Here is a 22,440-nt window from a genome sequence, read left to right on the forward strand (position 1 = left end):
GATGTTTGAATGGTTTATTCGACACACTACCTTTGATTTTGCCACTCTTAAAATGTACGGAGTTTTTTCAAAAATCAAATAGGATTCCTATAGTACAACATGGCGTAAATAAACCACCCATTTAGAATAGCCAGAAAGCTTACAAAATAAGCTTTCTTTCTTTCTTTCTTTTTATTTTTGCCTTTTTATTTTTGCCTTCTTGTACTAGGTACTGAAGAACCTTACTTTTTTAGTAATGAATCTTTCTACTCAACTGTTACGGTTCTTTAGTACGGTTTTACAGTTTATCTCTGGACAAAATCACCGGTTTTTCAGTTAATCTGAATGATGGAATTTTAGCTGTAAGTTCCTGCTCTCTCAGTTGTTATCGCAACAGCTTCAGACTCAAGATCATCTATTTTATTAAATTCTCCAGCCCGCCAGCTATCTGTTATATCCTTGATAAAACTGGCAATAGGAATCGCAATTAACAAACCCAAAACTCCTCCCAACTTTGCTCCCAGCAATAAAGAAATCACCACCCATACAGGATTTAAGCCGGTCAAATTGCTGAGAATTCGAGGTGCAATAATATTAGAGTTAACTTGGTCGATTGCAACAGCGATACCTAAGACTTCCACCCCTAACCAAAAGTTTTGCAGCGCTACTAACAAACTTACTATAGCGATACCTACCCCCGTACCAAAAGGGAAGAGTGAAAACAAGCCAATACCGATGCCAAAAAGTAGAGCCAAGGGGACTTGCAGCGCTAAAAACGCCAGCGTAATTGTCAGCCCTAACACAGCTCCCAATGTTGCTTGGCCGATGAAGTAATTGTGAAAATCTTCTCGCAGTAATTCCCGCACTTTTAACCCAATGTTAGGGGAAAACCACTGAAAAATTCCGTCCCAAAGACGTTCACCGTTCAATATTAAGTAGATAGTCAGCACTACCGCTAACAGTACATTGAGGACAATACCAATGGTATCAACAGCAAAACCAAGAATTCTACCAGTGAAGGATTGAAGTTGGTTAGATAATCGTTCCAGAACTTGGGTAAATAAACCACTTAAATTAATCGGAAGTTGCTGTTGACTTAACGCCCAATCTTGGAAAGCTTGTAGCTGCTGAGTACCAGAATCAATCCAACTGGGTAAAATATTAGCCAGTTCAACGAGCTGTTGAATAATCAGGGGAACCAAGGTGATGCCTAAAGCTACTAAAACCACCAGAGTCAAAAGCAACACTCCCCCGATCGCTAAGTTGGGTTTCACCCCTTGTTCTTGAAGAAACTGGATTGGATAATTCAAGACAAAAGCCAGTAGGATGGCGGCGGCAATAATGCTAACTAAGGGTTGAAAATACTGTATAACCTGGATCAATAGCCAGCCGTTGAGAATGGCAATAGGAAATGCCAATCCGATAGTTAACCATCGCGGCAGTTTGTTTGCTGATTGCATTAGTGATGACCCGATAAGAGTTCTAACTTTATTGTGGCTTCTAGGGAGCAGGGGTAGATGAGGGAGATGAGGAAGTAGGGAGAGAAGTTTCAGTAAGTTTTCACCCATGCCCAATCCCCAAATTATGTTGGATTTTTCTCAATAAAATCCAACATAATTTTCTGATGCATTGCCCCTAAAGGTCGGATTTCGCCAGCATTTTGTGAATAACAGTTACCTTGACGGATATCTTCTGGGGTAAATAACGCCATATCCCAACCCTCGTTAAGAACCAGTTGATTTAATTCCACTAAGAGTGGTGCATGAAAGACATGACGGACAACTCTTTCGTTGGGATAACAGCCAAATTCAACAAAGGGTGGTAAATCATAGCCGATTTCTTCTAATATTTCTCGTTTTACTGCTACATCCGGCGTTTCACCAGGTTCGATGTGTCCGCCAAACAGCGCCCAGTAACCAGGGTAGAGAATACCGGGGATATTGTCGCGTAGCTGCATGAGAAACTTGTTTTTTTGATAGAGAATTGCGATCGCTACGTGTACCTGTTGATTGTTCATAGTTCATAATATTTATTTTTAATTTAATTGCTGATTACTCTTCTTCTAAATAAACTTCCCCCAATTCTTTGCCAGCTAAGGGAATACTTCGGTAGCGAACTTTACCCTTAATTACCACTTGTGAACCCTCACCCAGATTCTTTTGATTAGTGACAACCCAAATTTTGCCGGTTGAGTCATTAATTTTATAAGCCCACTGTTTTATCAGAGGAGCTTGCTTTTCTACCTGACCTTGGATATAAACTATAGCCTGATTGTCTTGTTTTGGTTTAATTTCTCCAATTGGAGTAACATTTGTCCCAAATTTTAAGCCAGTCTTACTTAAGCTAGGTGATGTCAAGTTACCACAACTACAAAGTCCCGCTACGAGGAAACAAGTCAATCCCAGGCGGTAAGTAAAAATACTGTGCCCGTACAAGAACGAAAGGAAAAAATTTCTCGTTTTTTGCATGAAAGCCACCAATTTATTTATTTTGGGCATTGGGCATTGAGCATTGAGAAGAGACAAGGTAGACAAGGAAGAGGGGGGAGATAAGGGAGAGACTTGTCCCCTTGTCCCCCTACTCCCCATTCCCTAATTCTTTATTCTTCAGATGACGCCGTTAATCTGAGAAAATAAATATTATGAATTTACTGTGAGAGAAACGCTACGACATCAAACAGCAACACAATAATAGTCGAAAGTCAAGATTCAATAATCAATATTTTTACTTTGGACTTTGGACAACAAGCGAATATAGCTGGGAATTTTCATGGAAACAAAAACTGCCAAACTCCTTGATGGTAAAGCAATAGCTGCAAAAATTCAGCAAGAACTTTCTGTCGCCATTACAGAATTACAACCAAAAATTGGACGATCTCCTGGTTTAGCAGTGTTGATGGTTGGTGACAACCCAGCGTCAGCCGCTTATGTACGCAATAAAGAAAAAGCCTGCGCTAAAGTTGGGATCGCTTCTTTTGGTAAGCATTTTCCTGCCCAAACTACCCTTGGGGAGTTAGAAGAGGTCATTGCTGCACTCAACCACGATGAACGGGTGGATGGCATCCTTGTACAGTTGCCCTTACCTAACCACTTGGATGCTGTAACTCTGCTACATCAAATTGATCCCGATAAAGATGCTGATGGACTGCACCCAGTTAACTTGGGGCGACTAGTAAGGGGAGAAAGCGGTTTACGTAGCTGTACTCCGGCTGGTGTAATGGGGCTTTTAGAAGCTTATGAGATTCCTTTGCAGGGAAAACAGGCAGTAGTGGTGGGACGGAGTATTTTGGTGGGTAAACCGATGGCGCTGATGCTATTAGAAGCTGATGCCACAGTTACGATCGCTCACTCGCGATCGCACGATCTCAAAACCATCACCCAAAATGCTGATATTCTAATTGCAGCAGTAGGTCGTCCCGGACTGATCTCTGCTGACATGGTGAAACCGGGCGCAGTTGTGGTAGATGTGGGAATGAATCGCGTCACCGATACTAATGGCAAAAGTCGCCTCATTGGCGATGTCCATTTTGAATCAACCGCTGATGTAGCAGGATTTATCACCCCAGTTCCTGGTGGTGTTGGCCCGATGACTGTTGCCATACTGTTGGAAAATACATTTACCAGCTACTTCAGAGCGGCAAAAGAAGAAAGAAAGTGATGAGTTAAAAGTTAAGAGTTATTAACTCCTAACTCCTGTACAGACGCGATTAATCGCGTCTCTTAACTCTTCATTTTTTTCAGCCCCACAGCATCTTAAAATTGTGACGTATAAGACAAAAATCAAAAATCCCAAAATGTCAGGAATTAAAGCATGGTAGCAACTGATAACGTTCAAAAAACACCACTAGAGGGAACCATATTTAACTTAGCAGCCTATCTCAAAGAGCGGCAAAAGCTTTGTGATAATGCTTTGGATCGGTCTATCCCGGTTATTTATCCAGAAAAGATTTATGAGGCGATGCGCTACTCGTTATTAGCTGGAGGTAAGCGTGTACGTCCGATTCTTTGCCTTGCTACCTGTGAAATGATGGGTGGAACCATCGAGATGGCTATGCCGACGGCCTGTGCTGTGGAGATGATCCATACAATGTCGTTGATTCATGATGACCTCCCAGCGATGGATAATGACGATTACCGTCGTGGAAAGCTGACGAATCATAAAGTCTATGGCGAAGATGTCGCGATTTTGGCTGGGGATGGCTTGTTGGCTCTTGCTTTTGAGTCTGTTGCCATTCAAACCCCCAAAAGCGTTAAAAGAGAGTTAGTCTTAGAGGTAATTGCCCGTCTGGGTCGCGCTTTGGGTGCAGGTGGTTTAGTCGGCGGTCAAGTTGTCGATTTAGAGTCGGAAGGGAAATCTGATATTTCCTTAGAAACACTAAATTTTATTCATAAACACAAAACAGCCGCTCTTTTGGAAGCTTGCGTAGTTTGTGGCGGGATTATAACTGATGCATCACCCGAAGATGTGCAACGACTGACCCGTTATGCTCAAAATATTGGGCTAGCATTCCAAATCATCGATGATATTCTGGATATCACTTCTACCCAAGAGCAATTAGGTAAAACAGCTGGTAAAGACCAAAAAGCTAAGAAAGTGACCTATCCCAGCCTTTGGGGACTTGAGGAATCGCGCTCAAAAGCCCAAGAGCTAGTTAAAGCAGCTTGTGTGGAATTGGAACCGTTTGGAGACAGAGCCAAACCACTCCAAGCGATCGCTCATTTTATTACCAGCCGCAATAACTAGTAACGCTTTGGGGAATTCATAATTCCTATACCACAAGCGTTTCATTGATTGAAAATGGGTGGTTTATTGATGCTATGCTCTACTACACCGCCCAGCGGAATTCAAAATTTACTCATTCAAAATTAAAAAAGCTAATCAATTAAGCTTTTAGGTAATTTTGAACAGTTTGTCTGTTTCCACCGTGATGTACTAGGTTAATTTGGGATTTTGGGTTGAATCTAAATGTTTCCTCAACCAACAACTGCTGCTAATATTTACTAACCTAACCAAAATACCATGCAGGACATAGGCAACATTTTAGACAACCGCGTGCTGCTGGTTGCTCTGGTAGCTTGTTTAATTGCTCAAGCATTAAAGCTCGTAATCGAAATCATCAAAAATCGCAAACTGAATATACGTGTTTTGGTAACAACCGGAGGTATGCCTAGTGCCCATTCGGCTCTAGTTACGGCTCTAGCCGCTGGTGTCGGGCAAAAACTGGGTTGGGCATCTCCTGATTTTGCCGTTGCGATGATTTTTGCCATTATCGTCATGTATGATGCAGCCGGAGTTCGCCAAGCGGCTGGCAAACAAGCTCGTATTCTCAATCAAATGATTGATGAATTATTTCATGAAAAACCAGACTTTAGCCAAGACCGTCTGAAAGAATTACTAGGACATACACCAGTTCAGGTAATCGCTGGAGCGGCTTTGGGTATAACCATCTATTGGTTAGCGAGGTCTGCTTATTAGTCAATAGTCTACAGTCTACAGTTTATTAACCAATGACTAATGACTAATGACTAATGACTAAAACCGCACAGTTGAGCGCAGCAGAATCACCTTACGACTATCTACTATGCTGGCAACAAAACCGCCATTGTTCAATTTTTGCAATGTGTTGTAAGCTTCACTTTGGTTAGTAGTGTAAACTGCCAACAAGTAAGGGCGTTGTCCATAAGAAACAAAGCCGACGTTACCTCCAACTGCTTGCTGCACACTATTTACTATTTCTGGACGGTTGTAATAATCTACCAGCACTGCATAACCCTCTCCTAAAGCTTGAGGATTATAGCTAACTTTCTGCTGTGTCTGCTGAGGTGGCTGTAGCTGTCGCTGTACCTGTGGTTGTACCGCCTGCACATCTGGTGTTGTTGGTCGAGTGGTAATTATGGCAGACAAGCCAACAATATTACTGACATATCTTGCCCAACGATTGGCATCATCGATTTTGTTAAAGCCTCCGACTCGCGTCACAGTTTCGTTGAGATATTTGCAGGTGATAGTTTTAAGTTCAGGTGGTAAGGCACTACGTAGCTGCTTTTGATTATTCGCTGTGGGACTGACTACTAATAAAAGGTACTCGCCTGTATTTGGTGGTTGACAAAGGGGAATGGCTTGTTGGGCAAAAACAGAACTTATGCCACCTATCAACCCTGCAATTGCTAATCCTAAAACACTTGGTAAAGTCTGAAATCTATGCACAAAAGTTAGATTATGTAAATCAAGGTATCTTAGAAGATTTTATAAGAAAAAAGATCAAAACTTAGCTAGTTCAGTATAGGGATAAAAAAAGTGTCAAAAAATATATTTTGTTACTCAAAAATAAAATTAGGGAATGAGGAGTAAAGAAGGGAATAGGTTATAGGTTACAGGGTACAGATTATTCTCTATAACCTGTCACCTGTCACCTCTCCCCTAAGCAATGCCTAAGATACGGTAGCCAACGATGCTAAAGCATCTGGTATTGCCTCAGAAGGAGCCTGGAATTCTCCTGTGATGACATATTCTAAACGCAGTTTTAACCAAGTAATAAATTGGGGATTAGTAGAAATAATCGCCACTGCTGGTTGAGGACACTTCGCCTTTAGCTCCTTAAATTGTGGTGCTTCCAAGAAAGCTGGTTGCTCAACTAACCAAAAATCTATTTGTTTTTCTTGTTCGTGGTAGTTACGGGTGCGCTCTTTGAGAACTTCCTGTATCGGTTCTTCTTGGAGAAGAAAGCGTTGACTAGCCAAAACGTAATGGTATGTTTGCATTTTCATCCTTTGGTTGCTATGTGAATAATTTAAGGGCACAGTGCTGCACTCTGTACCCTTACAAACTAACTTTTGTGGGATTTCTTGAACCAAGAACTAAACGGACAGGCACTTTTCTGGTTTTCAGCATTTGTCTGTTTGCCACCAGATGTTAGCTTTTCCAAGAACAGATTATTGTCAAAGTAGTGTTCTAAGGAAATAACCTTCAAGTCATCGGTAACTTTTGCAATAGTCATGCCGATAATTTCTACTGTCTCTCCAGTAGGTGCATGACCTTTGTATTCTCCGTTAAAATGTCCCCAATGCCGCCATTTGAATGTGACATTTGGTGGCCCTGAGAAAACTTCCAGTACTTCCCAAGGAAATCCTTGAGGAAATGTTGTGTGGAAGACTTTTGCGGATGATTCAAAGCTTTCTTCTGAAGCTTTGTAATGCTCTGAATCAGGCATAAATAAGTTGTAAGTACCTTGGGCTGATAAATCTGCTGCGGTATACTCTACTCCGCCATTGGTACTGACGCGAAAGTTGTCATTCACAATAGATAACCACTGTTGCGGGTTCGCTTTGAAGGATACCTCCATCTCGAAGGTTCGCACTAAGTTTTGCACGATCGCTTCTAGTGTACCTTCAAGGTGATTGTAGATACTTTCTTTCGCGAGATTCTCTTTTGAACGGGAATAATCAGGCGGTGTCTGATAGCGCCACTCGACATCAGTGCTTTCTGCTATCACCTGATCTCGATCCTGTACCCAAAGTGGCAGGTTGTTAGATTGTGTTGCGCTCATAGAAGTTTTTGCTGAAGATTTGATCCCAATTTCTAGATTTCGCAGTGACAACCCCTCTAGGTTATAGGTTACAGGTTAAAGGGTACAGGTTACAGGTTATAGTTTCTTCCCCCTATTCCCTATCCCCTGTCACCTGTCCCCTCTTAGGGTACAGGTTACAGGTTATAGTTTCTTCCCCCTATTCCCTATCCCCTGTCACCTGTCCCCTCTTATCGCTTGCTTCATCTCGCGGACTGCCCTTTCTATACCTACTAATGCTGCCCGACTGATGATGGTATGACCAATGTTTAGTTCTTCCATGCCTGGAAGCGCAGCTACGGGATAGACGTTCCAATAGGTCAGTCCGTGTCCAGCGTTGACTCGCAATCCAGCTTGAATCGCTTGTTCACAACCTTTAGCTAATATGGCTAATTCTCGGTGGCGATTTGTTTCATCTTTAGCCTCAGCGTATTGTCCGGTGTGCAATTCAATAAACTGCGCCTGTACCTTGACAGATGCTTCAATTTGTGCTGGTTCGGCACCGATAAATAAACTAACTGGAATGTTAGCGCTTTGCAATTTATCGACTATTTCAGCTATTCTAGCAATTTTCCCGATGATATCTAATCCACCTTCTGTTGTGACTTCTTCGCGCTTTTCGGGGACTAAAGTCACGTAATCTGGTTTGATATCGAGAGCGATCGCGAGCATTTCATCTGTTGCGGCCATTTCTAAATTAAGATGCGATCGCACTGTTTGCCGCAATATCCGCACATCCCTATCTTGGATATGCCGCCGATCTTCGCGCAGATGTACCGTAATCCCATCTGCACCGCCTAGTTCTGCCAGCACCGCCGCTGCTACGGGGTCTGGTTCTACCGTCCGCCGTGCTTGCCGGATGGTGGCGATGTGATCAATGTTAACGCCAAGTGTAGGCACCCCAAGTTTCTCCCAAATCCACAGTCCTCAGAACTTGATTTTACCGGAAATAGTGGGAGTTTTGCTAGATTATCACACAGGTTAAATGCGATGTCTACGACCGGCTATGCCTACGCCTAAAAGAAAACTGAGTTAGAAAAAGCTGGTTTTTGGGCAGACTACTTTAAATAAATAGCTGATTTCAAAAGAGTTGATTAAGCATGAATAAAGCAGTTGAGCCGATGGATAAGCTTTTTAACTATCGAATTAGTGAGCAACTTTATGCAGGCTCTAGAACCTTGGTTTACCGTGGAATTCGAGAGGCCGATCAACTTCCGGTTGTGATCAAACTGTTTCAGCAGGAGTATCCCACCTTCAACGAACTGCTGTTATTCCGTAATCAGTACACGATCGCTAAAAATATTGATCTACCTGGTATTGTTCGTCCCTACAGTCTGGAACCTTACCGCAACAGCTATGCTTTGGTGATGGAGGATTTTGGCGGCATTTCCCTCAGAGATTGGATGAACAGAGAAGTGGGGGACAACCAATATACTTTGACAGAGTTCTTGGATGTTGCGATCGCTCTGAGCAATATTCTTGATGGACTCTATCACCATCGGATTATCCACAAAGACATTAAGCCTGCCAACATCCTCATTAACCCAGAAACCAAGCAAGTCAAGTTAATTGACTTTAGCATTGCTTCTCTTTTACCCAGAGAAACCCGCGAAATTTACAGTCCTAATGTCTTAGAAGGTACTCTCGCCTACCTTTCCCCAGAACAAACTGGGCGGATGAATCGCGGAATTGATTATCGTAGTGATTACTACTCCCTTGGCGTTACTTTCTTTGAACTACTTGCCGGACACCTACCCTTTCAGTCTCACGATCCGATGGAGTTGGTTCACTGTCATATTGCCAAGCAACCGGATCAATTAGGGGGCAGGGTGCAGGGGGCAGGGGGCGGGGGGGAAGAGGAAATTCCGCAGGTTCTTTGTGACATTGTGATGAAATTGATGGCGAAAAATGCTGAAGACCGCTATCAGAGTGCATTAGGGCTGAAATTTGATTTAGAACAATGCTTAGAGAAACTGAAGAACACGGGTAGAATTGAGAGTTTTCCGATTGCACAAAGGGATATTTGCGATCGCTTCATCATCCCAGAAAAACTCTACGGTCGCCAAGCCGAAATTCAAAGTTTATTAGATGCTTTCGAGAGAGTCAGTCAGGGAAGCAGTGAAATTATTTTGATAGCAGGCTTCTCTGGGATTGGCAAAACTGCTGTAGTTAACGAAGTCCACAAGCCAATTGTGCGACAACGGGGTTATTTCATTAAAGGTAAATTTGACCAGTTCCAGCGCAACATTCCCTTCTCTGCCTTTGTGCAAGCCTTCCGAGACTTAATTGGGCAACTGCTGACTGAAACTGACGCTCAATTCGAGCAATGGAAATCCAAAATTCTCTCTGCTTTGGGTGAAAACGGACAAGTGATGATTGAGGTGATTCCAGAACTGGAAAGTATGATTGGGAAACAGCCCCCTGCGCCGGAACTTTCTGGGAGTGCGGCACAAAATCGCTTCAATTTGCTGTTCTTGAAATTCACTCAAGTCTTCACGGCATCAGAGCATCCATTGGTGATTTTTATTGATGACTTGCAATGGGTAGATGCTGCTTCTTTAAAGTTAATGCATTTGTTAATGAGCGAAGTTGACATCGGCTATCTACTTTTAATTGGTGCTTATCGAGATAACGAAGTCAACCCAGCACATCCGCTAATGCTGACTTTGGAAGAGATTCAGAAGTTAGATGCTACAGTTAATACGATTACTTTAGCTCCCCTTGAGCAGATTTCTATCAATCATTTGGTTGCAGATACATTGAGTTGCTCCCTAGCATTAGCTGCACCGTTAACAGAGTTAGTATTGAGCAAAACCAAAGGTAATCCTTTTTTCAGTACCCAGTTTCTCAAAGCGCTACATCAAGATAAACTAATTACATTTAACCCCCCTCTTGGTAAGGGGAGAAGTCAAGGGGGGTGGGAATGTGATATTGCTCAGGTGCGCTCGCTCGCTCTGACCGATGATGTAGTAGAGTTTATGGCAATTCAACTTGAGAAGTTGCCAACACCGACTCAAGAAGTTTTGAAATTAGCGGCTTGTGTGGGAAACTCCTTTGATTTAGCCACATTAGCGATTGTCTATGAACAGTCTGAGGCCACAACGGCAGATGAGTTATGGAAAGCACTCCAAGAAGGATTGATCATTCCTAGCAGTGATGTTTACAAGTTTTATCAACAGCATTCATTAGTAAATAGTTACAACGACTATGGACAAATAAACATCAGCTACAAATTTCTTCACGATCGCATTCAGCAAGCTGCCTATTCACTAATTCCTGACAACCAAAAGCAAGTTACTCACCTGCACATTGGGCGTTTGCTGCAACAAGCCACGACTGCAAATGAACGAGATGAGAAAATTTTTGCGATCGTCAACCACCTCAATCAAGGGGCTGCTTTGATTAGTGACGAGCAGGAGCAACAGGAAATCGTGCAGTTAAACTTGGCGGCTGGGCATAAAGCCAAGGGTGCAACAGCTTACGCAGCAGCTTTGGACTATTTCAACATAGGTATTGCTATGTTAACGGCTAATTGCTGGTACAGCCAATACAATCTCGCCCTTATCTTGTATGAAGGAGCAACAGAATCAGCTTACCTCTGCACCCATTTTGAACAGATGGAACAGTTAGCTGAGATGGTACTGAATCATACCCAATCCTGGCTGGATCGGGTAAATATCTACAATATTAAAATCCAGGCTTGCATGGCACAACATCAGCAGCTAGAAGCCTTGCAATTAGCACGAACAATGCTAAAGCATCTGGGAGTGCATTTGCCGGAACGACCCACCCCAGCAGACATCAAAGAGGCACTGAGACACACCCAAACCTTGCTCAATGGCAGATCAATTGAATCTTTACTGGAATTACCCGAAATGGCCGCACCGGAGAAAAAAGCGGCAATGGTTATTTTATCCAGTATTATTTCTGCTGCCTATCAAGCTGCCCCTGACCTTTTACCCCTGGTGATCTTTGCCGAGTTCGATTTATCAATAGAATACGGCAATGCTCCAGAATCGACTCATGGCTATGTAATGTATGGGTTGACCTTGGTTGCCATGTTGGGAGATATTGACGCAGGCTATCGGTTTGGGCAACTGGGGATAGACCTGCTGCAACGCATCCATGCCCCCAAGCTAACCGCTAAAACCATTTTTGCCTTTAACTGCTTCCTCAGACATTGGCAAGAACCTGCAAAATATACCCTGGAAGGATATTTGCAAGCCTACTCCAATGGGCTAGAAATCGGTGATATCGAGTATGTCGCTCTCAGCCTGATGTGTTATTGCTGCACAGCTTACTGGAGTGGTCAGGAATTATCTGCCTTCAGACAAACGATAGAAGCTCATCGCCAGGTCATTCAGCAATTGCGCCAGGATAGTTGTCTCTACGTAGAAAATATTTATCATCAGGTTATAGTCAATCTGTTAGAGGTTGTGCCTGAACCTGAGCGGTTGCTTGGCGAATACTGCCATGAGGATGAAATAATTCAGCTTTACCTCAAAACGAATCAGGGAGCAGCACTATATCAGGTTTATTTCAATAAACTGTTCCTCTCCTACCTGTTCCAAGACTATGAACAAGCTCTACAAAACACCAAACTGGCAGAACCCTATTTGGGTGCAGTCACAGGACTAGTGTTGGTTCCTCTCTTTTACTTCTACGATGCATTGGTTCGATTAGCGGTTTATCCAGATGCCAGTGAGACAGACCAAATCAGCATTATAGAGCGGGTGACAGCCCATCAAGAAAAACTCAGCATTTGGGTGGCTCATGCACCTAGCAATCAGGCTCACCGCTATGCCTTAGTTATCGCAGAAAAATGTCGAGTCTTGGGGGCGAAAGCAGAGGCAATTGAGTATTACGATCGCGCCATTGCCAAAGCCAAAGAAAACGAATACCTCAACGAAGAAGCTCTCGCCAACGAACTCGCAGCCAAGTTTTATTTAGAATGGGACAAAGAACGCATTGCCCAAGAGTATTTGATTAATGCTTATTATTGTTACGCTCGCTGGGGTGCTAAAACTAAAGTCGATGATTTAGAACAACGTTATCCACAACTGCTAGCCCCGATTTTACAACAGACGCGTTCCCGAAGTGACTCTGAAAGAGTATCGCCATTCACGCCCAATGAGACGATCACAAAGATTAATAGCATTGCTACTTTACACCCAAGTATTAATAAATCAGTAACTTCTAGCAGTAGTGCATCAGTAATGCTAGATTTGGCAACAGTTCTCAAAGCCTCTCAGACTCTCTCCAGTGAAATCGAACTAGATAAATTACTTACGAAGCTGTTGCAAGTGGTGATTGAAAATGCAGGAGCAGATAAATGTGCGTTACTACTCCTTAAAGAAGATAGATTGCTAATTGAGGCCACTGCTGAAGTTGGGCAACAATCAACCGTTCTACAGTCCATTTTTGTAGAAGATAGCGCAGACGTTCCCCATAGCCTAATTTACACCGTCAAACGCAGCCTACAACCTATCGTCATCATTAATGCAACAGTATATCCGGCGCTAATAGCTGATCCCTACATTATCCGTCAGCAACCCAAAAGCTTGCTGTGTACGCCGATTTTGCATCAAGGCAAACTGTTGGGGATTTTGTATTTAGAAAACAATCTTACTACAGGGGCATTTACAAGCGATCGCGTTGAAATTCTCAATCTGTTATGTACTCAAGCTGCAATCTCCCTAGAAAATGCCCGACTTTATCAGCAAGCACAAGATGCTCTCGAAAATCTTGGACAGACTGAACAATGCTTGCGGTTAATTATCGACAATATTCCCCAATCTGTTTTCTGGAAAGACTGCAATAGTGTTTATTTAGGATGTAACCAGAACTTTGCTGAAATTTCGGGTGTAGGAGTGCCAGAAAATGTTATTGGTAAAACAGACTACGACCTTCCCTGGATTCGGGAAAAATCAGATTATTATGTAGGGCGCGATCGCCGCATTTTGGAATCTGGACAAGCTGAACTCAGCATTATTGAAACCATCCAAAAACTAGACGGAAAACAAACATGGTCGAATACAAATAAAATTCCCCTACGAGATCGAGAAGGAAACATTTTTGGCATTCTTGGCACATCTGAAGATATCACCGAACGCCAGGAAGCACAACAATTGCTGCAAGAACAAAAGCAACAATTAGAACAAGCATTGCAAGAACTCCAAACAATGCAATTGCAATTGGTGCAAGGTGAAAAAATGTCTGCTCTTGGTAATTTGGTAGCAGGTGTTGCCCATGAAATCAATAATCCTGTGGGCTTCATTGCTGGCAACTTAGAACCAGCCAAAGATTATGTCAAAGATTTGTTTGGACTAATTAACCTTTATCAAGAGAAGTTTCCTAATCCTGGTTCAGATATTCAAGATGAAATTGATGCCATCGATTTGAATTATTTACGCGAAGATTTACCTAAATTGCTAGACTCGATGAAATTGGGTGTTAGCCGTATCCGCAGTATTAGTACCAGTTTGCGAACCTTCTCCCGTGCCGATAAGGATTATAAAGTTCCCTTTGATATTCACGAAGGCATTGACAGCACTATTCTGATTCTCAGACACCGTTTAAAATCTAACGAAAACCGTCCAGCAATTGAGGTGGTTAGGAATTATGGCAAACTCCCCCTCGTAGAATGCTTTGCTGGACAACTGAATCAGGTGTTTATGAACTTGTTAGCAAATGCCATTGATGCACTTGAACAATACAATTCAGAGCATAGTTTGGAAGCCATTCTCGCTAACCCCAATTGCATCACCATTGAAACTCGTTTAGCAGACTCAGGTCAGTACATTTTGATTAAGATTGCTGATAATGGGGTAGGAATGTCACCAGAGGTTAAACAAAAAGTATTTGACCATTTATTCACCACCAAACCTGTAGGAAAAGGCACTGGACTAGGATTAGCGATCGCTCGTCAAATTGTGGTGGAAGGACATGGCGGTTCACTCTTCTGCACTTCCGAACTTGGAAAGGGGACAGAGTTTGTTATTCAAATCTCTACTCAACAACAATAATGAGTGCTGAGTGTTGAGTTTTGTTAGCGTTAGTGGGTGGCAAAACTCTGCGTACCTCTGCGTTTAAAAAAGTTACGAACTTATGCAAAGCTGTACTAAGTAATTTCTATTTTACTCAGCACTATTAATTTTTGCCTTTTAAATTTTAACTTGGAATCAAGCAACGATGATGCTTAAATTGCAGAAAGTATGGTTAGAAATCATGCCCAGACGGTATGGTAAAACTGACAAGGATTACTACTCATTAAAATACCATTCGCGAAGCATAATATTGTTATCAATTGTGGTGATTCTGTCCATTAGTATTAGCGCCACCGCAATCACTAGTTACAAGATTGTTAAGGGATTGTTGCTTGATAGTCTTAAAGAGCAAGCACTGTTAAAAACACACCAAGGTCAAAATGATATTGATCATTGGTTAGCCATTCAGAAGACAGAAATTAAGACTTTGGCAAATTCTCCAGTAGTGCGATCGCTAGATTGGTCTGTGATGGAACCTTACTTGCAATCTGAGGTGAAGCGACTGCAAACGTTTTTCCTCATGGCTTTAATCGCACCCGATGGTGCATTAATTAATACTCAAGGGGGTCGTCCCAATGTTAAAGATCGGGAATTTTTTCAGCGGAGTATGGCGGGTGAAACGGTAGCCGCCGATCCAATTATTGGCCGCACAAGCAATCGGTTACAGGTTCAGATTAGTTCGCCAATTTTTGCCAAAACAGGCACAAAACCAGCAGGTGTGTTAATGGGAGGGATTAAAGTTAATCGGGTAGTTGAGGTAATCAGCAATTTACATCAAGGTAAAGGTAGCTATGCCTTTGCACTGAATTCTCAAGGAGTTCCCATTGCTCATCCCAATATAGAACTAATCGGCACACCCGAAAAAGCCGCCCAAAGTTTTCTCAATTCACCCAATCCCAAGTTAGTTGAAATTACTCAACAAATGGTGGCTAAACATACAAACATTAAATTAACTCAATTGGATGGTAAATGGAGCTATGTTGCTTACACACCCCTCAGAGAGGCAAATTGGTCAGTAGCGTTGATTGTGCCACAAGAAAATATTGAATCGCCATTGCAGGCGTTGAACCTGTTAGCTACGGTTTTGGGAGGATTGCTGGTGGTGGGGTTGATCGGTGCATGGCGACAGGTGCAACTATATGAACAGATTCGCGATCGCGCCTTGGTTTCTAGCCAGCAGGCGCAGCAACTCAGCAAAACCTTGAAAGAACTGCAAAATACCCAATCTCAACTCATTCAAACCGAAAAAATGTCTAGTTTAGGACAATTGGTTGCTGGGGTGGCACACGAAATCAATAATCCTGCCAACTTTATTCATGCCAACCTCAACCATGCAAGTGAATACAGCCAAGGCATCCTTGATTTGCTAAAGCTTTATGAACAAACCTACCCAAATCCTACACCCGAAATTCGCGATCGCGCCCAAGACCTTGATATTGAGTTTCTGGCAGAAGATTTACCCAAGCTAATGGCATCAATGCAAGTGGGAACTAAGCGGATTCGTGAAATTGTGCTGTCACTGCGTAATTTCTCGCGTCTTGATGAAGCAGATATGAAATCTGTAGATATTCATGAAGGATTAGACAACACTCTGATGATTCTGAACCGTCGTCTCACAGCCACACCCAATCTACCAGAAATTCAGATCGTGAAGAAATATGGTGATTTACCCCTAATAGAATGCTACGCAGGGAGCCTGAATCAGGTGTTTATGAATGTTCTGGTAAATGCAATCGATGCATTGGAAGAAGCTAGCCAAAAACGGAGTATTGAGGAACTTAAAACCAACCCTAATCAAATTAAGCTCCAAACCCAAATTGACAAATCAAGTAATTACGCAATGGTTCAAATTTATGATAATGGTATTGGGATGTGTGAGGATGTGAAGCATCGGGTATTTGACCACATGTTTACTACAAAACCAGTGGGCAAAGGAATCGGATTAGGAATGGCGATCGCGTATCAAATTGTTGTAGATAAACATGCAGGAACTATTGAAGTTGATTCTACCCCAGGATATGGTACAGAGTTTACCATCCGTATTCCTTTAACAAGGAAAAATTAAAAACTGCTGACAACATTGGAATTAGAATGTACAAACGGGAGCATCTCAGTTTTGCAAATGTACCTTAAATTGATCCCCCAAAGCATCGGAGGGAGACAATATTTCTACTCCCTCTCCTTAGTAAGGAGAGGGTTGGGGTGAGGTTTAAAGAGCTTTCTACGAAAGTGAGATGCTCCCTGTACAAACCGCTATATTTTAAAAATAAAACAGGAATTCTATATCTGCTTTGACATCCGAATAACTGGGAGGCAAGCACCATTAGAAAGAGATATTTCAAAATGTTCAATATTATAAAAACCGTGTGCTTTATAAAGTGGCTCACCAGCGAGTGTAGCAACTAATTCAAGTCTCGAAAAACCTACACCGATGGCTTCTGCTTCACAAGCTGCCATGATTTTACTTCCAATTCCACGACGCGTCCAGGCAGGATGCACAAAGAAAGCACGAATTCGCGCTGGCTCATGAAGTGGATCGAGTAAGTCATCTTCTTTATTCTGATATTTGTCGCCTCCGAAAAGAGTTTTGCGTTGACTCCAGCCACCGCAACCGACAACGTTAGACTCAACCTCAGCAATGAAATATGTGCCATCTTTGATGAGTTGGCTATCAACACCGAAAACAGTGCCGAGAGCGCCATCCATTTGTTCACGACTGTAATAGGCTGCTTGAAGATTTTTCACCGAGTTTGGAATCAGAGTTTCTAAAGCCGGAATGTCCTCGCAAGAAGCTTTACGAATGATGAGTTGCATTGGCATTCTCTGTATCTTCTATTACGTTGACCTTTTGACATAATATCTACACTTATGCTCAGAGGCGATATACTTTAAGAAAGTTGATTTGTAAATTCCATCTGCTACAGATAATAACATCAACTCTCTGAGGTGATATGCTTTTAAAACTGCAACAAATTATTGTTAAATCTGGTCAACAAATGTTGCTCCAAGATATTAGTTGGCAGCAGCTAGAAAATATTTTAGCAGAAATGGGAGAAAGGCGTGCAGCACGCATTTCTTATAGTCATGGTTGGCTAGAAATTATGGTTCCCCTACCAGAACACGAAAAAGATAAAGAATATATTGGTGAGTTAGTAAGAGTTTTATTAGACAAACTCCAAATTGATTTTGAGCCTTTTGGTTCTACAACACTTAAAAATGAGCAAACGCGGCAAGCAGTAGAACCAGATACCAGTTTTTATATTCAAAATCAAGCTGCTATCATTGGGAAAAATCGCATTGATTTAAATATAGACCCACCACCAGATTTAGCAATCGAAATTGATATTACTTCTCGCACTAGATTTGATAATTATGAAATTTTAGGAGTTCCTGAACTTTGGCGACATACACAACAAGGTTTAGAAATTTTTGTGCTAAAAGAAGGTAAATATATAAAATCTGAATCTAGTCCTAATTTTCCTAATATTCCAGTTGTTGAATTAGTCAATGAGTATGTTCAGCAGTGTTTAACAATTGGTAGAAGTCAAGCTATGCGTAATTTTCGAGATTGGGTCAAGAATAATTTATGATAGAAATCTAAGGCTTTCTGAGAAAGGCGATCGCTCATGACTACTGAGACAAATCCAGCAGCCATTGTGGACTGGGAACCCCCCATGCCACCTACAGATTTAATTTTTGATGATGGTGAACCCCTGGAATCAAATCGCCACCGCATTGCCATGAATGTGTTGATTCGGTCATTGCAACAAGCTTGGGCTGACCGCAATGATTTCTTCACTGGGGGCAATATGTTTATTTACTACAGCAGCACCCAAGTTCGCAACCGTGATTTCCGAGGCCCAGATTTCTTTGCAGTGCTAAATGTTGACGGCAATAACTCAAGACAAGGCTGGGTAGTCTGGGAAGAAAATGGTCGTTATCCTGATGTAATCGTGGAATTAATGTCACCATCTACGGCAGCAATAGACAAGGGTATTAAGAAAAATCTTTACGAACAAACTTTCCGTACCTCAGATTATTTTGTTTACGATCCCTTTGATCCTAATTCTTTGCAAGGGTGGCATTTAGATGATAATCAGCAGTATCAGTCTTTGACCCCAAACGATCGCGGATGGCTATGGTCTAAACGTTTAGGTTTATGGTTGGGGACGATTGAGGGAACAATAGATAGAGAAACGGCAATATGGTTGCGGTTTTACGATGTGGCTGGCAATTTGGTTTTGTTACCAGAAGAGGCTGCAATTGCACAAGCAGAAGCCGCAGTTGCACAGGCAGAAGCAGCAGTTGCACAGGCGGCTCGTTTAGCGGCTAGATTAAGAGAACTAGGGGAAAATCCAGATATCTTGTGAGATATTTGGGCTTTTTTGATGAAAATTATAGATCGCAAAGTTCCCAATACTGCTTGGTTAAGGAGAATATAGAGGGTAAAACAAAGAAAATAGTGTTCGCGGATTGTTTGTACGAACAAGATGATTGGACTTACTTTTTCTCTTTGAGGCTATCGTACAAGTCCACCCAATTTTGACGAAGAGAGTCGATACACTCAGTTAAGTGATCGATTTGGGTTCTTCTAGCCACGGAGAGGACAGCATTATTCGTAATTCGTAGTTTTGCACTTCCTGCTAGTAAGTTTTCGGTTCAGTAAGTGTGCTTAAGAGACGGTACTTGCGGTTCGTTGCACCGACGTATTGCAGCCGAGGACGAATCAGAACATTGTTGCTTTTCTGCTCTAAGGACTGGGCGATCCATCCGGCAATCCGTCCGGCGACGTACATCGGTACAGCCAGATCATCAGGCAATCCCAGGAGGCGGTAGGTAAGTCCGGCATAGAGGTCTGCGTTTGGTTCAACCCCATGCAGTGAGTAAGGCTCCATCGCCTTAACAATAGCTTCAATGATCGCGAGTCCGTGGGTGTCTCTGTGTTCCCAACTGAGACTGCGGGCAGCTTCACGAAAGTGACGGACGCGCGGATCTTCGGTTCGGTATACCCGATGCCCAAAGCCCATCACAGGCTGATTCCTTTCCAGGCAGTTACGCACATAGGCTTCGGCGTTCTCTGGTGTGCCGACTGCATCAATCAGTTCGAGAGCTCGCTCGGTTGCACCACCATGCAAAGATCCTGAAAAGGCTGCAATGGCTGCGGTGATTGCTGCATAAAGGTTTGCCTTGCATCCGATCGCAACACGAGCCGCAAACGCTGAAGCATTTAAGCCGTGTTCCGCGTGTGCAATGAGATCCTTGTCCACGAAGCGGACTGCACTGGATGACGGCTCCTCCCCAAATAGCATATAGAGAAAGTTTTTAGCGTGCGACAAGGTTGAATGCGGCGCTATAGGTTCGCGTCCACTGCGGATTGCGTGATGGGTGGCAATCAGCGTTGGAATTTGTGCGATCAGACGAAGCCCAGAGCGCATAGCTACTGCTTGCGACTCGTCTTGACCATCGCACGCCAGCGCACCCAAGGCAGAGATGCCGGTTCGCAAGACTTCCATCGGATGGGCGTGAGCGAGCATCCGTACAAGATCAACGATCGCCGCAGGTAGCTCACGGTGTAATCGCAGCTCCTCTTGAAAGGCTGCGAGGGTGGGGGCATCGGGCAGTTCCCCATTCAATAACAACCATGCTGTCTCCTCGAACGAAGACTGTTCGACTAAATCGTGAATATTGTAGCCGCGATGTTCAAGTACGCCTCTTTCGCCATCGATGTTTGTAATTGTACTACGCTCAATGTAGACACCTTCTAACCCGCGATGCACTGTGATGGTCGTTGGCTTAATCGCAGGGGTGACGGTAGGTGCTGACTTTGCACTCTCATCAGCGCGAATCGTGTGCGTCTGGGCGAACTCTCGAATCGCGCCAACTGAATGGAGCTGTAACATAATCTGGTCAGTAATTTTTATCCCCAGCTCGGTTTCGAGGGCAATCATCAGGGTCACATGGCTCAATGAGTCCCATTCCCGGATTGATTGATACATTAAGTCGTTGCTGATGCGCTCAACATTGATGCCAAGTACGCGGGCGATCAGCGAGTCTACGGCGACGCCTTCTGGTGCGATCGCCATCTGATCTTTGGATGAGGTAAGGTTATGGCGATCGTCTAAGTCTAATTCATTCATCAGTATTCATCCTTGACGATTAGGTTCATGAGTTAAGTGTTCTTTGAGCCATTGTCGCAACGCTTTGCGGTCAACCTTGCCGTTGCCGTTAAGCGGCATATCGTCAAGGATGAAAATTGAACGTGGCATGATATAGTTCGGCAGATACTGTGCTGCAAGCTCGCCCAGTTTTGACGAATCAGCAACTCCAGAAACGACGGCAACAATGAAGTCCGGGTGGTGTTCGTCGGGCCACGGCAGCGCAACCGCCTCGATGCAGCCCACACGACGGAGAACTGCCTCGATTTCGCCAAGCTCAATCCGATACCCACTAACCTTTACCTGCTGATCGCTGCGACCGAGGTAAACATAATGATCTCCTCTACGGATGACGAGATCCCCTGTCCGATAGTACCTGCGGGTCGTTACCGCCGATGTTGGTTTTTCAAAGAAGCACCTAGCTGTCAATTCTGGATCACGCCAGTACTCAGGCGAGGTCTGGGGCCCCGATACACAGAGTTCGCCAACTTCGCCTGGTGCGACCTCACGAAGTGAGGCATCAACCACCAGGGGCGACAAACCGGGGTATACCTCACCAATGGGAACTAGATCGTGTACGCATTCCGCAGGCGAAGTTACGGAATTCCACCTATAAGCTGCACAGGCAATGGTGAGTTCTGTTGGCCCATAGAGATTCTCAATGATTGATTGCGGAGCAGCCGCCTGCCAAGCCTCTGCGATCGGGCGGGGTAGTCCTTCGCCACAGAAGAGGCTCCAACGCAAGGTCGGCATACTGCCGGGAGTCAGTGCTACACGTTTAATTAGGAGTGCTGCAACCGAGGGAACCGAGAAGTACACCGTGATCTGATGTTCTTCAAGGAAGCGGAAGGGTGCAAGAAGTTCGATCGGTTGCATCGAACATACGCAGGCACCACTCTCCCACGCCATGAAAAGATCGAACACTGATAGGTCAAAGGTTTGGTCGAAGGTCTGAGTGAGTCGATCAGCAGGTGTTAGCCCGTAACGCGCCAGGTTCACGTTTAAGAAGGCACGAACATTAGCATGGGTGATGGGTACTCCCTTTGGAGTTCCGGTGCTGCCTGAAGTAAAGAGAAGGTACGCTAAATCATCGGGTGCGATCGCTGGCAGCGTCGATAAAGGCGAAGTTTTTGCGAGATCCTGGCGATCAAACACCAGTCCATGCAGCGTACTTCGCACTTCCTGTCCATTTGTAGCTGGCAAAAGGATCGCTAGCTGGTGCGGCAATCCACATAGTAACTCAGGGAGCTGCGGCAACGACTCGTTGTCAACAAGCAGAGCATCTAGGTCAGCCTGCTCGATCATAGCGCGTGTGCGCTCCAGAGGAAACTTGTGGTTCAATGGGACAAACGCCGCACCTGCAAACAGACTGGCTAGAACTCCCAGATATGAGGTTTCACTGCGGTAGGCGAAGATACCGACGCGGCGAGGGCGACCCTCGGCAGCGGCGACGAGGCACGCGGCCCAGCGACGAGCCGTGTCGGCGACCTCAGCATAGGTATAGATACGTTTTCCGAGGGTCAAGGCCGCGTGGTGGGGGAGGCGATCAGCATGATGAAGGAAGCCGGCACGCAGACTGTGTACATCGGGCAACTGGGTACTACTTGAAGATGAAGAGTCTGCTTGAGCATCAACTAAAATCAGCTTTCTCGTATCAATTTGAATATAAAACTTGCTCATAATAACTTGAGTTCGA

At 43.8% G+C, this 22,440-nt stretch carries 17 protein-coding genes; 7 read left to right on the top strand and 10 right to left on the bottom strand.

The features are described from left to right. Nucleotides 1–335 precede the first annotated feature (335 nt). From V7K67_RS13905 to V7K67_RS13915, 3 genes are all read right to left on the bottom strand, one after another. Nucleotides 336–1,439, bottom strand: a complete 1,104-nt coding sequence (locus tag V7K67_RS13905; protein WP_335166990.1) for an AI-2E family transporter — start codon at nucleotides 1,437–1,439, stop codon at nucleotides 336–338. Between the two features lie 122 nt (nucleotides 1,440–1,561). Next, nucleotides 1,562–1,996, bottom strand: coding sequence for an NUDIX hydrolase (locus V7K67_RS13910; RefSeq protein WP_292849615.1), 435 nt, complete (start codon nucleotides 1,994–1,996; stop codon nucleotides 1,562–1,564). 34 nt (nucleotides 1,997–2,030) lie between these two features. Further along, the gene (locus tag V7K67_RS13915) at nucleotides 2,031–2,447 is read right to left on the bottom strand and encodes a hypothetical protein (protein WP_335166991.1); all 417 of its coding nucleotides are present in this window, start codon (nucleotides 2,445–2,447) and stop codon (nucleotides 2,031–2,033) included. A 301-nt stretch (nucleotides 2,448–2,748) separates the two neighbouring features. On the opposite strand from V7K67_RS13915, the gene folD reads away from it, so the two are divergent. From folD to V7K67_RS13930, 3 genes are all read left to right on the top strand, one after another. Beyond that, complete coding sequence (gene folD / locus V7K67_RS13920) at nucleotides 2,749–3,636, top strand: bifunctional methylenetetrahydrofolate dehydrogenase/methenyltetrahydrofolate cyclohydrolase FolD (protein WP_334732149.1); 888 nt, start codon at nucleotides 2,749–2,751, stop codon at nucleotides 3,634–3,636. 153 nt (nucleotides 3,637–3,789) lie between these two features. Further along, complete coding sequence (crtE, locus tag V7K67_RS13925; RefSeq protein ID WP_334707917.1) at nucleotides 3,790–4,722, top strand: geranylgeranyl diphosphate synthase CrtE; 933 nt, start codon at nucleotides 3,790–3,792, stop codon at nucleotides 4,720–4,722. A 276-nt stretch (nucleotides 4,723–4,998) separates the two neighbouring features. Further along, a complete protein-coding gene (locus V7K67_RS13930) occupies nucleotides 4,999–5,454 on the top strand; it encodes a divergent PAP2 family protein (RefSeq protein WP_334707916.1) in 456 nt (151 codons plus the stop codon). A 57-nt stretch (nucleotides 5,455–5,511) separates the two neighbouring features. Here the strand turns inward: V7K67_RS13930 and V7K67_RS13935 are convergent, their stop codons facing one another. The 4 genes from V7K67_RS13935 to V7K67_RS13950 form a co-directional block, all read right to left on the bottom strand. After that, on the bottom strand, nucleotides 5,512–6,186 hold the full coding sequence (locus V7K67_RS13935) for a hypothetical protein (RefSeq protein ID WP_334732150.1): 675 nt from the start codon (nucleotides 6,184–6,186) through the stop codon (nucleotides 5,512–5,514). Between the two features lie 224 nt (nucleotides 6,187–6,410). Beyond that, nucleotides 6,411–6,740, bottom strand: coding sequence for an MgPME-cyclase complex family protein (locus tag V7K67_RS13940; RefSeq protein ID WP_334707914.1), 330 nt, complete (start codon nucleotides 6,738–6,740; stop codon nucleotides 6,411–6,413). Nucleotides 6,741–6,805: 65 nt separating this feature from the next. Next, nucleotides 6,806–7,525 (bottom strand): SnoaL-like polyketide cyclase, encoded by a 720-nt coding sequence (locus V7K67_RS13945; protein ID WP_334732151.1) that lies wholly within the window; start codon nucleotides 7,523–7,525, stop codon nucleotides 6,806–6,808. Between the two features lie 195 nt (nucleotides 7,526–7,720). Beyond that, nucleotides 7,721–8,443, bottom strand: a complete 723-nt coding sequence (locus V7K67_RS13950) for a pyridoxine 5'-phosphate synthase (protein WP_334732152.1) — start codon at nucleotides 8,441–8,443, stop codon at nucleotides 7,721–7,723. A 200-nt stretch (nucleotides 8,444–8,643) separates the two neighbouring features. Here V7K67_RS13950 and V7K67_RS13955 point away from each other — a divergent pair, with 200 nt between their 5' ends. Both V7K67_RS13955 and V7K67_RS13960 read left to right on the top strand, forming a co-directional pair. Further along, a complete protein-coding gene (locus V7K67_RS13955; protein ID WP_335166996.1) occupies nucleotides 8,644–14,568 on the top strand; it encodes a trifunctional serine/threonine-protein kinase/ATP-binding protein/sensor histidine kinase in 5,925 nt (1,974 codons plus the stop codon). A 166-nt stretch (nucleotides 14,569–14,734) separates the two neighbouring features. Continuing rightward, a complete protein-coding gene (locus V7K67_RS13960; protein WP_334732154.1) occupies nucleotides 14,735–16,654 on the top strand; it encodes a sensor histidine kinase in 1,920 nt (639 codons plus the stop codon). 215 nt (nucleotides 16,655–16,869) lie between these two features. Here the strand turns inward: V7K67_RS13960 and V7K67_RS13965 are convergent, their stop codons facing one another. Beyond that, the gene (locus V7K67_RS13965) at nucleotides 16,870–17,403 is read right to left on the bottom strand and encodes a GNAT family N-acetyltransferase (RefSeq protein WP_335166998.1); all 534 of its coding nucleotides are present in this window, start codon (nucleotides 17,401–17,403) and stop codon (nucleotides 16,870–16,872) included. 137 nt (nucleotides 17,404–17,540) lie between these two features. Here V7K67_RS13965 and V7K67_RS13970 point away from each other — a divergent pair, with 137 nt between their 5' ends. Both V7K67_RS13970 and V7K67_RS13975 read left to right on the top strand, forming a co-directional pair. Then, on the top strand, nucleotides 17,541–18,179 hold the full coding sequence (locus V7K67_RS13970) for a Uma2 family endonuclease (RefSeq protein WP_334732156.1): 639 nt from the start codon (nucleotides 17,541–17,543) through the stop codon (nucleotides 18,177–18,179). Nucleotides 18,180–18,215: 36 nt separating this feature from the next. After that, the gene (locus V7K67_RS13975) at nucleotides 18,216–18,959 is read left to right on the top strand and encodes a Uma2 family endonuclease (protein WP_335167000.1); all 744 of its coding nucleotides are present in this window, start codon (nucleotides 18,216–18,218) and stop codon (nucleotides 18,957–18,959) included. 273 nt (nucleotides 18,960–19,232) lie between these two features. On the opposite strand, the gene V7K67_RS13980 is transcribed toward V7K67_RS13975, so the two are convergent. Together V7K67_RS13980 and V7K67_RS13985 are read right to left on the bottom strand one after the other, a co-directional pair. After that, entirely contained in the window at nucleotides 19,233–20,726 is a 1,494-nt protein-coding gene (locus V7K67_RS13980) for a citrate/2-methylcitrate synthase (RefSeq protein ID WP_334732157.1), read from the bottom strand. 6 nt (nucleotides 20,727–20,732) lie between these two features. Further along, the gene (locus tag V7K67_RS13985) at nucleotides 20,733–22,424 is read right to left on the bottom strand and encodes an amino acid adenylation domain-containing protein (RefSeq protein WP_335167003.1); all 1,692 of its coding nucleotides are present in this window, start codon (nucleotides 22,422–22,424) and stop codon (nucleotides 20,733–20,735) included. Nucleotides 22,425–22,440 lie beyond the last annotated feature (16 nt).

This window comes from Nostoc sp. (genome assembly GCF_036917155.1).
Lineage (GTDB): Bacteria > Cyanobacteriota > Cyanobacteriia > Cyanobacteriales > Nostocaceae > Nostoc.

What these genes read in the sequence shown, in the direction of transcription:
- V7K67_RS13905 (WP_335166990.1), bottom strand. Translation starts at nt 1,439, where the DNA reads ATGCAATCAGCAAACAAACTGCCGCGATGGTTAACTATCGGATTGGCA.
- V7K67_RS13910 (WP_292849615.1), bottom strand. Translation starts at nt 1,996, where the DNA reads ATGAACAATCAACAGGTACACGTAGCGATCGCAATTCTCTATCAAAAA.
- V7K67_RS13915 (WP_335166991.1), bottom strand. Translation starts at nt 2,447, where the DNA reads ATGCAAAAAACGAGAAATTTTTTCCTTTCGTTCTTGTACGGGCACAGT.
- folD (WP_334732149.1), top strand. Translation starts at nt 2,749, where the DNA reads ATGGAAACAAAAACTGCCAAACTCCTTGATGGTAAAGCAATAGCTGCA.
- crtE (WP_334707917.1), top strand. Translation starts at nt 3,790, where the DNA reads ATGGTAGCAACTGATAACGTTCAAAAAACACCACTAGAGGGAACCATA.
- V7K67_RS13930 (WP_334707916.1), top strand. Translation starts at nt 4,999, where the DNA reads ATGCAGGACATAGGCAACATTTTAGACAACCGCGTGCTGCTGGTTGCT.
- V7K67_RS13940 (WP_334707914.1), bottom strand. Translation starts at nt 6,740, where the DNA reads ATGCAAACATACCATTACGTTTTGGCTAGTCAACGCTTTCTTCTCCAA.
- V7K67_RS13945 (WP_334732151.1), bottom strand. Translation starts at nt 7,525, where the DNA reads ATGAGCGCAACACAATCTAACAACCTGCCACTTTGGGTACAGGATCGA.
- V7K67_RS13955 (WP_335166996.1), top strand. Translation starts at nt 8,644, where the DNA reads ATGAATAAAGCAGTTGAGCCGATGGATAAGCTTTTTAACTATCGAATT.
- V7K67_RS13960 (WP_334732154.1), top strand. Translation starts at nt 14,735, where the DNA reads ATGATGCTTAAATTGCAGAAAGTATGGTTAGAAATCATGCCCAGACGG.
- V7K67_RS13965 (WP_335166998.1), bottom strand. Translation starts at nt 17,403, where the DNA reads ATGCAACTCATCATTCGTAAAGCTTCTTGCGAGGACATTCCGGCTTTA.
- V7K67_RS13970 (WP_334732156.1), top strand. Translation starts at nt 17,541, where the DNA reads ATGCTTTTAAAACTGCAACAAATTATTGTTAAATCTGGTCAACAAATG.
- V7K67_RS13975 (WP_335167000.1), top strand. Translation starts at nt 18,216, where the DNA reads ATGACTACTGAGACAAATCCAGCAGCCATTGTGGACTGGGAACCCCCC.
- V7K67_RS13980 (WP_334732157.1), bottom strand. Translation starts at nt 20,726, where the DNA reads ATGAATGAATTAGACTTAGACGATCGCCATAACCTTACCTCATCCAAA.
- V7K67_RS13985 (WP_335167003.1), bottom strand. Translation starts at nt 22,424, where the DNA reads ATGAGCAAGTTTTATATTCAAATTGATACGAGAAAGCTGATTTTAGTT.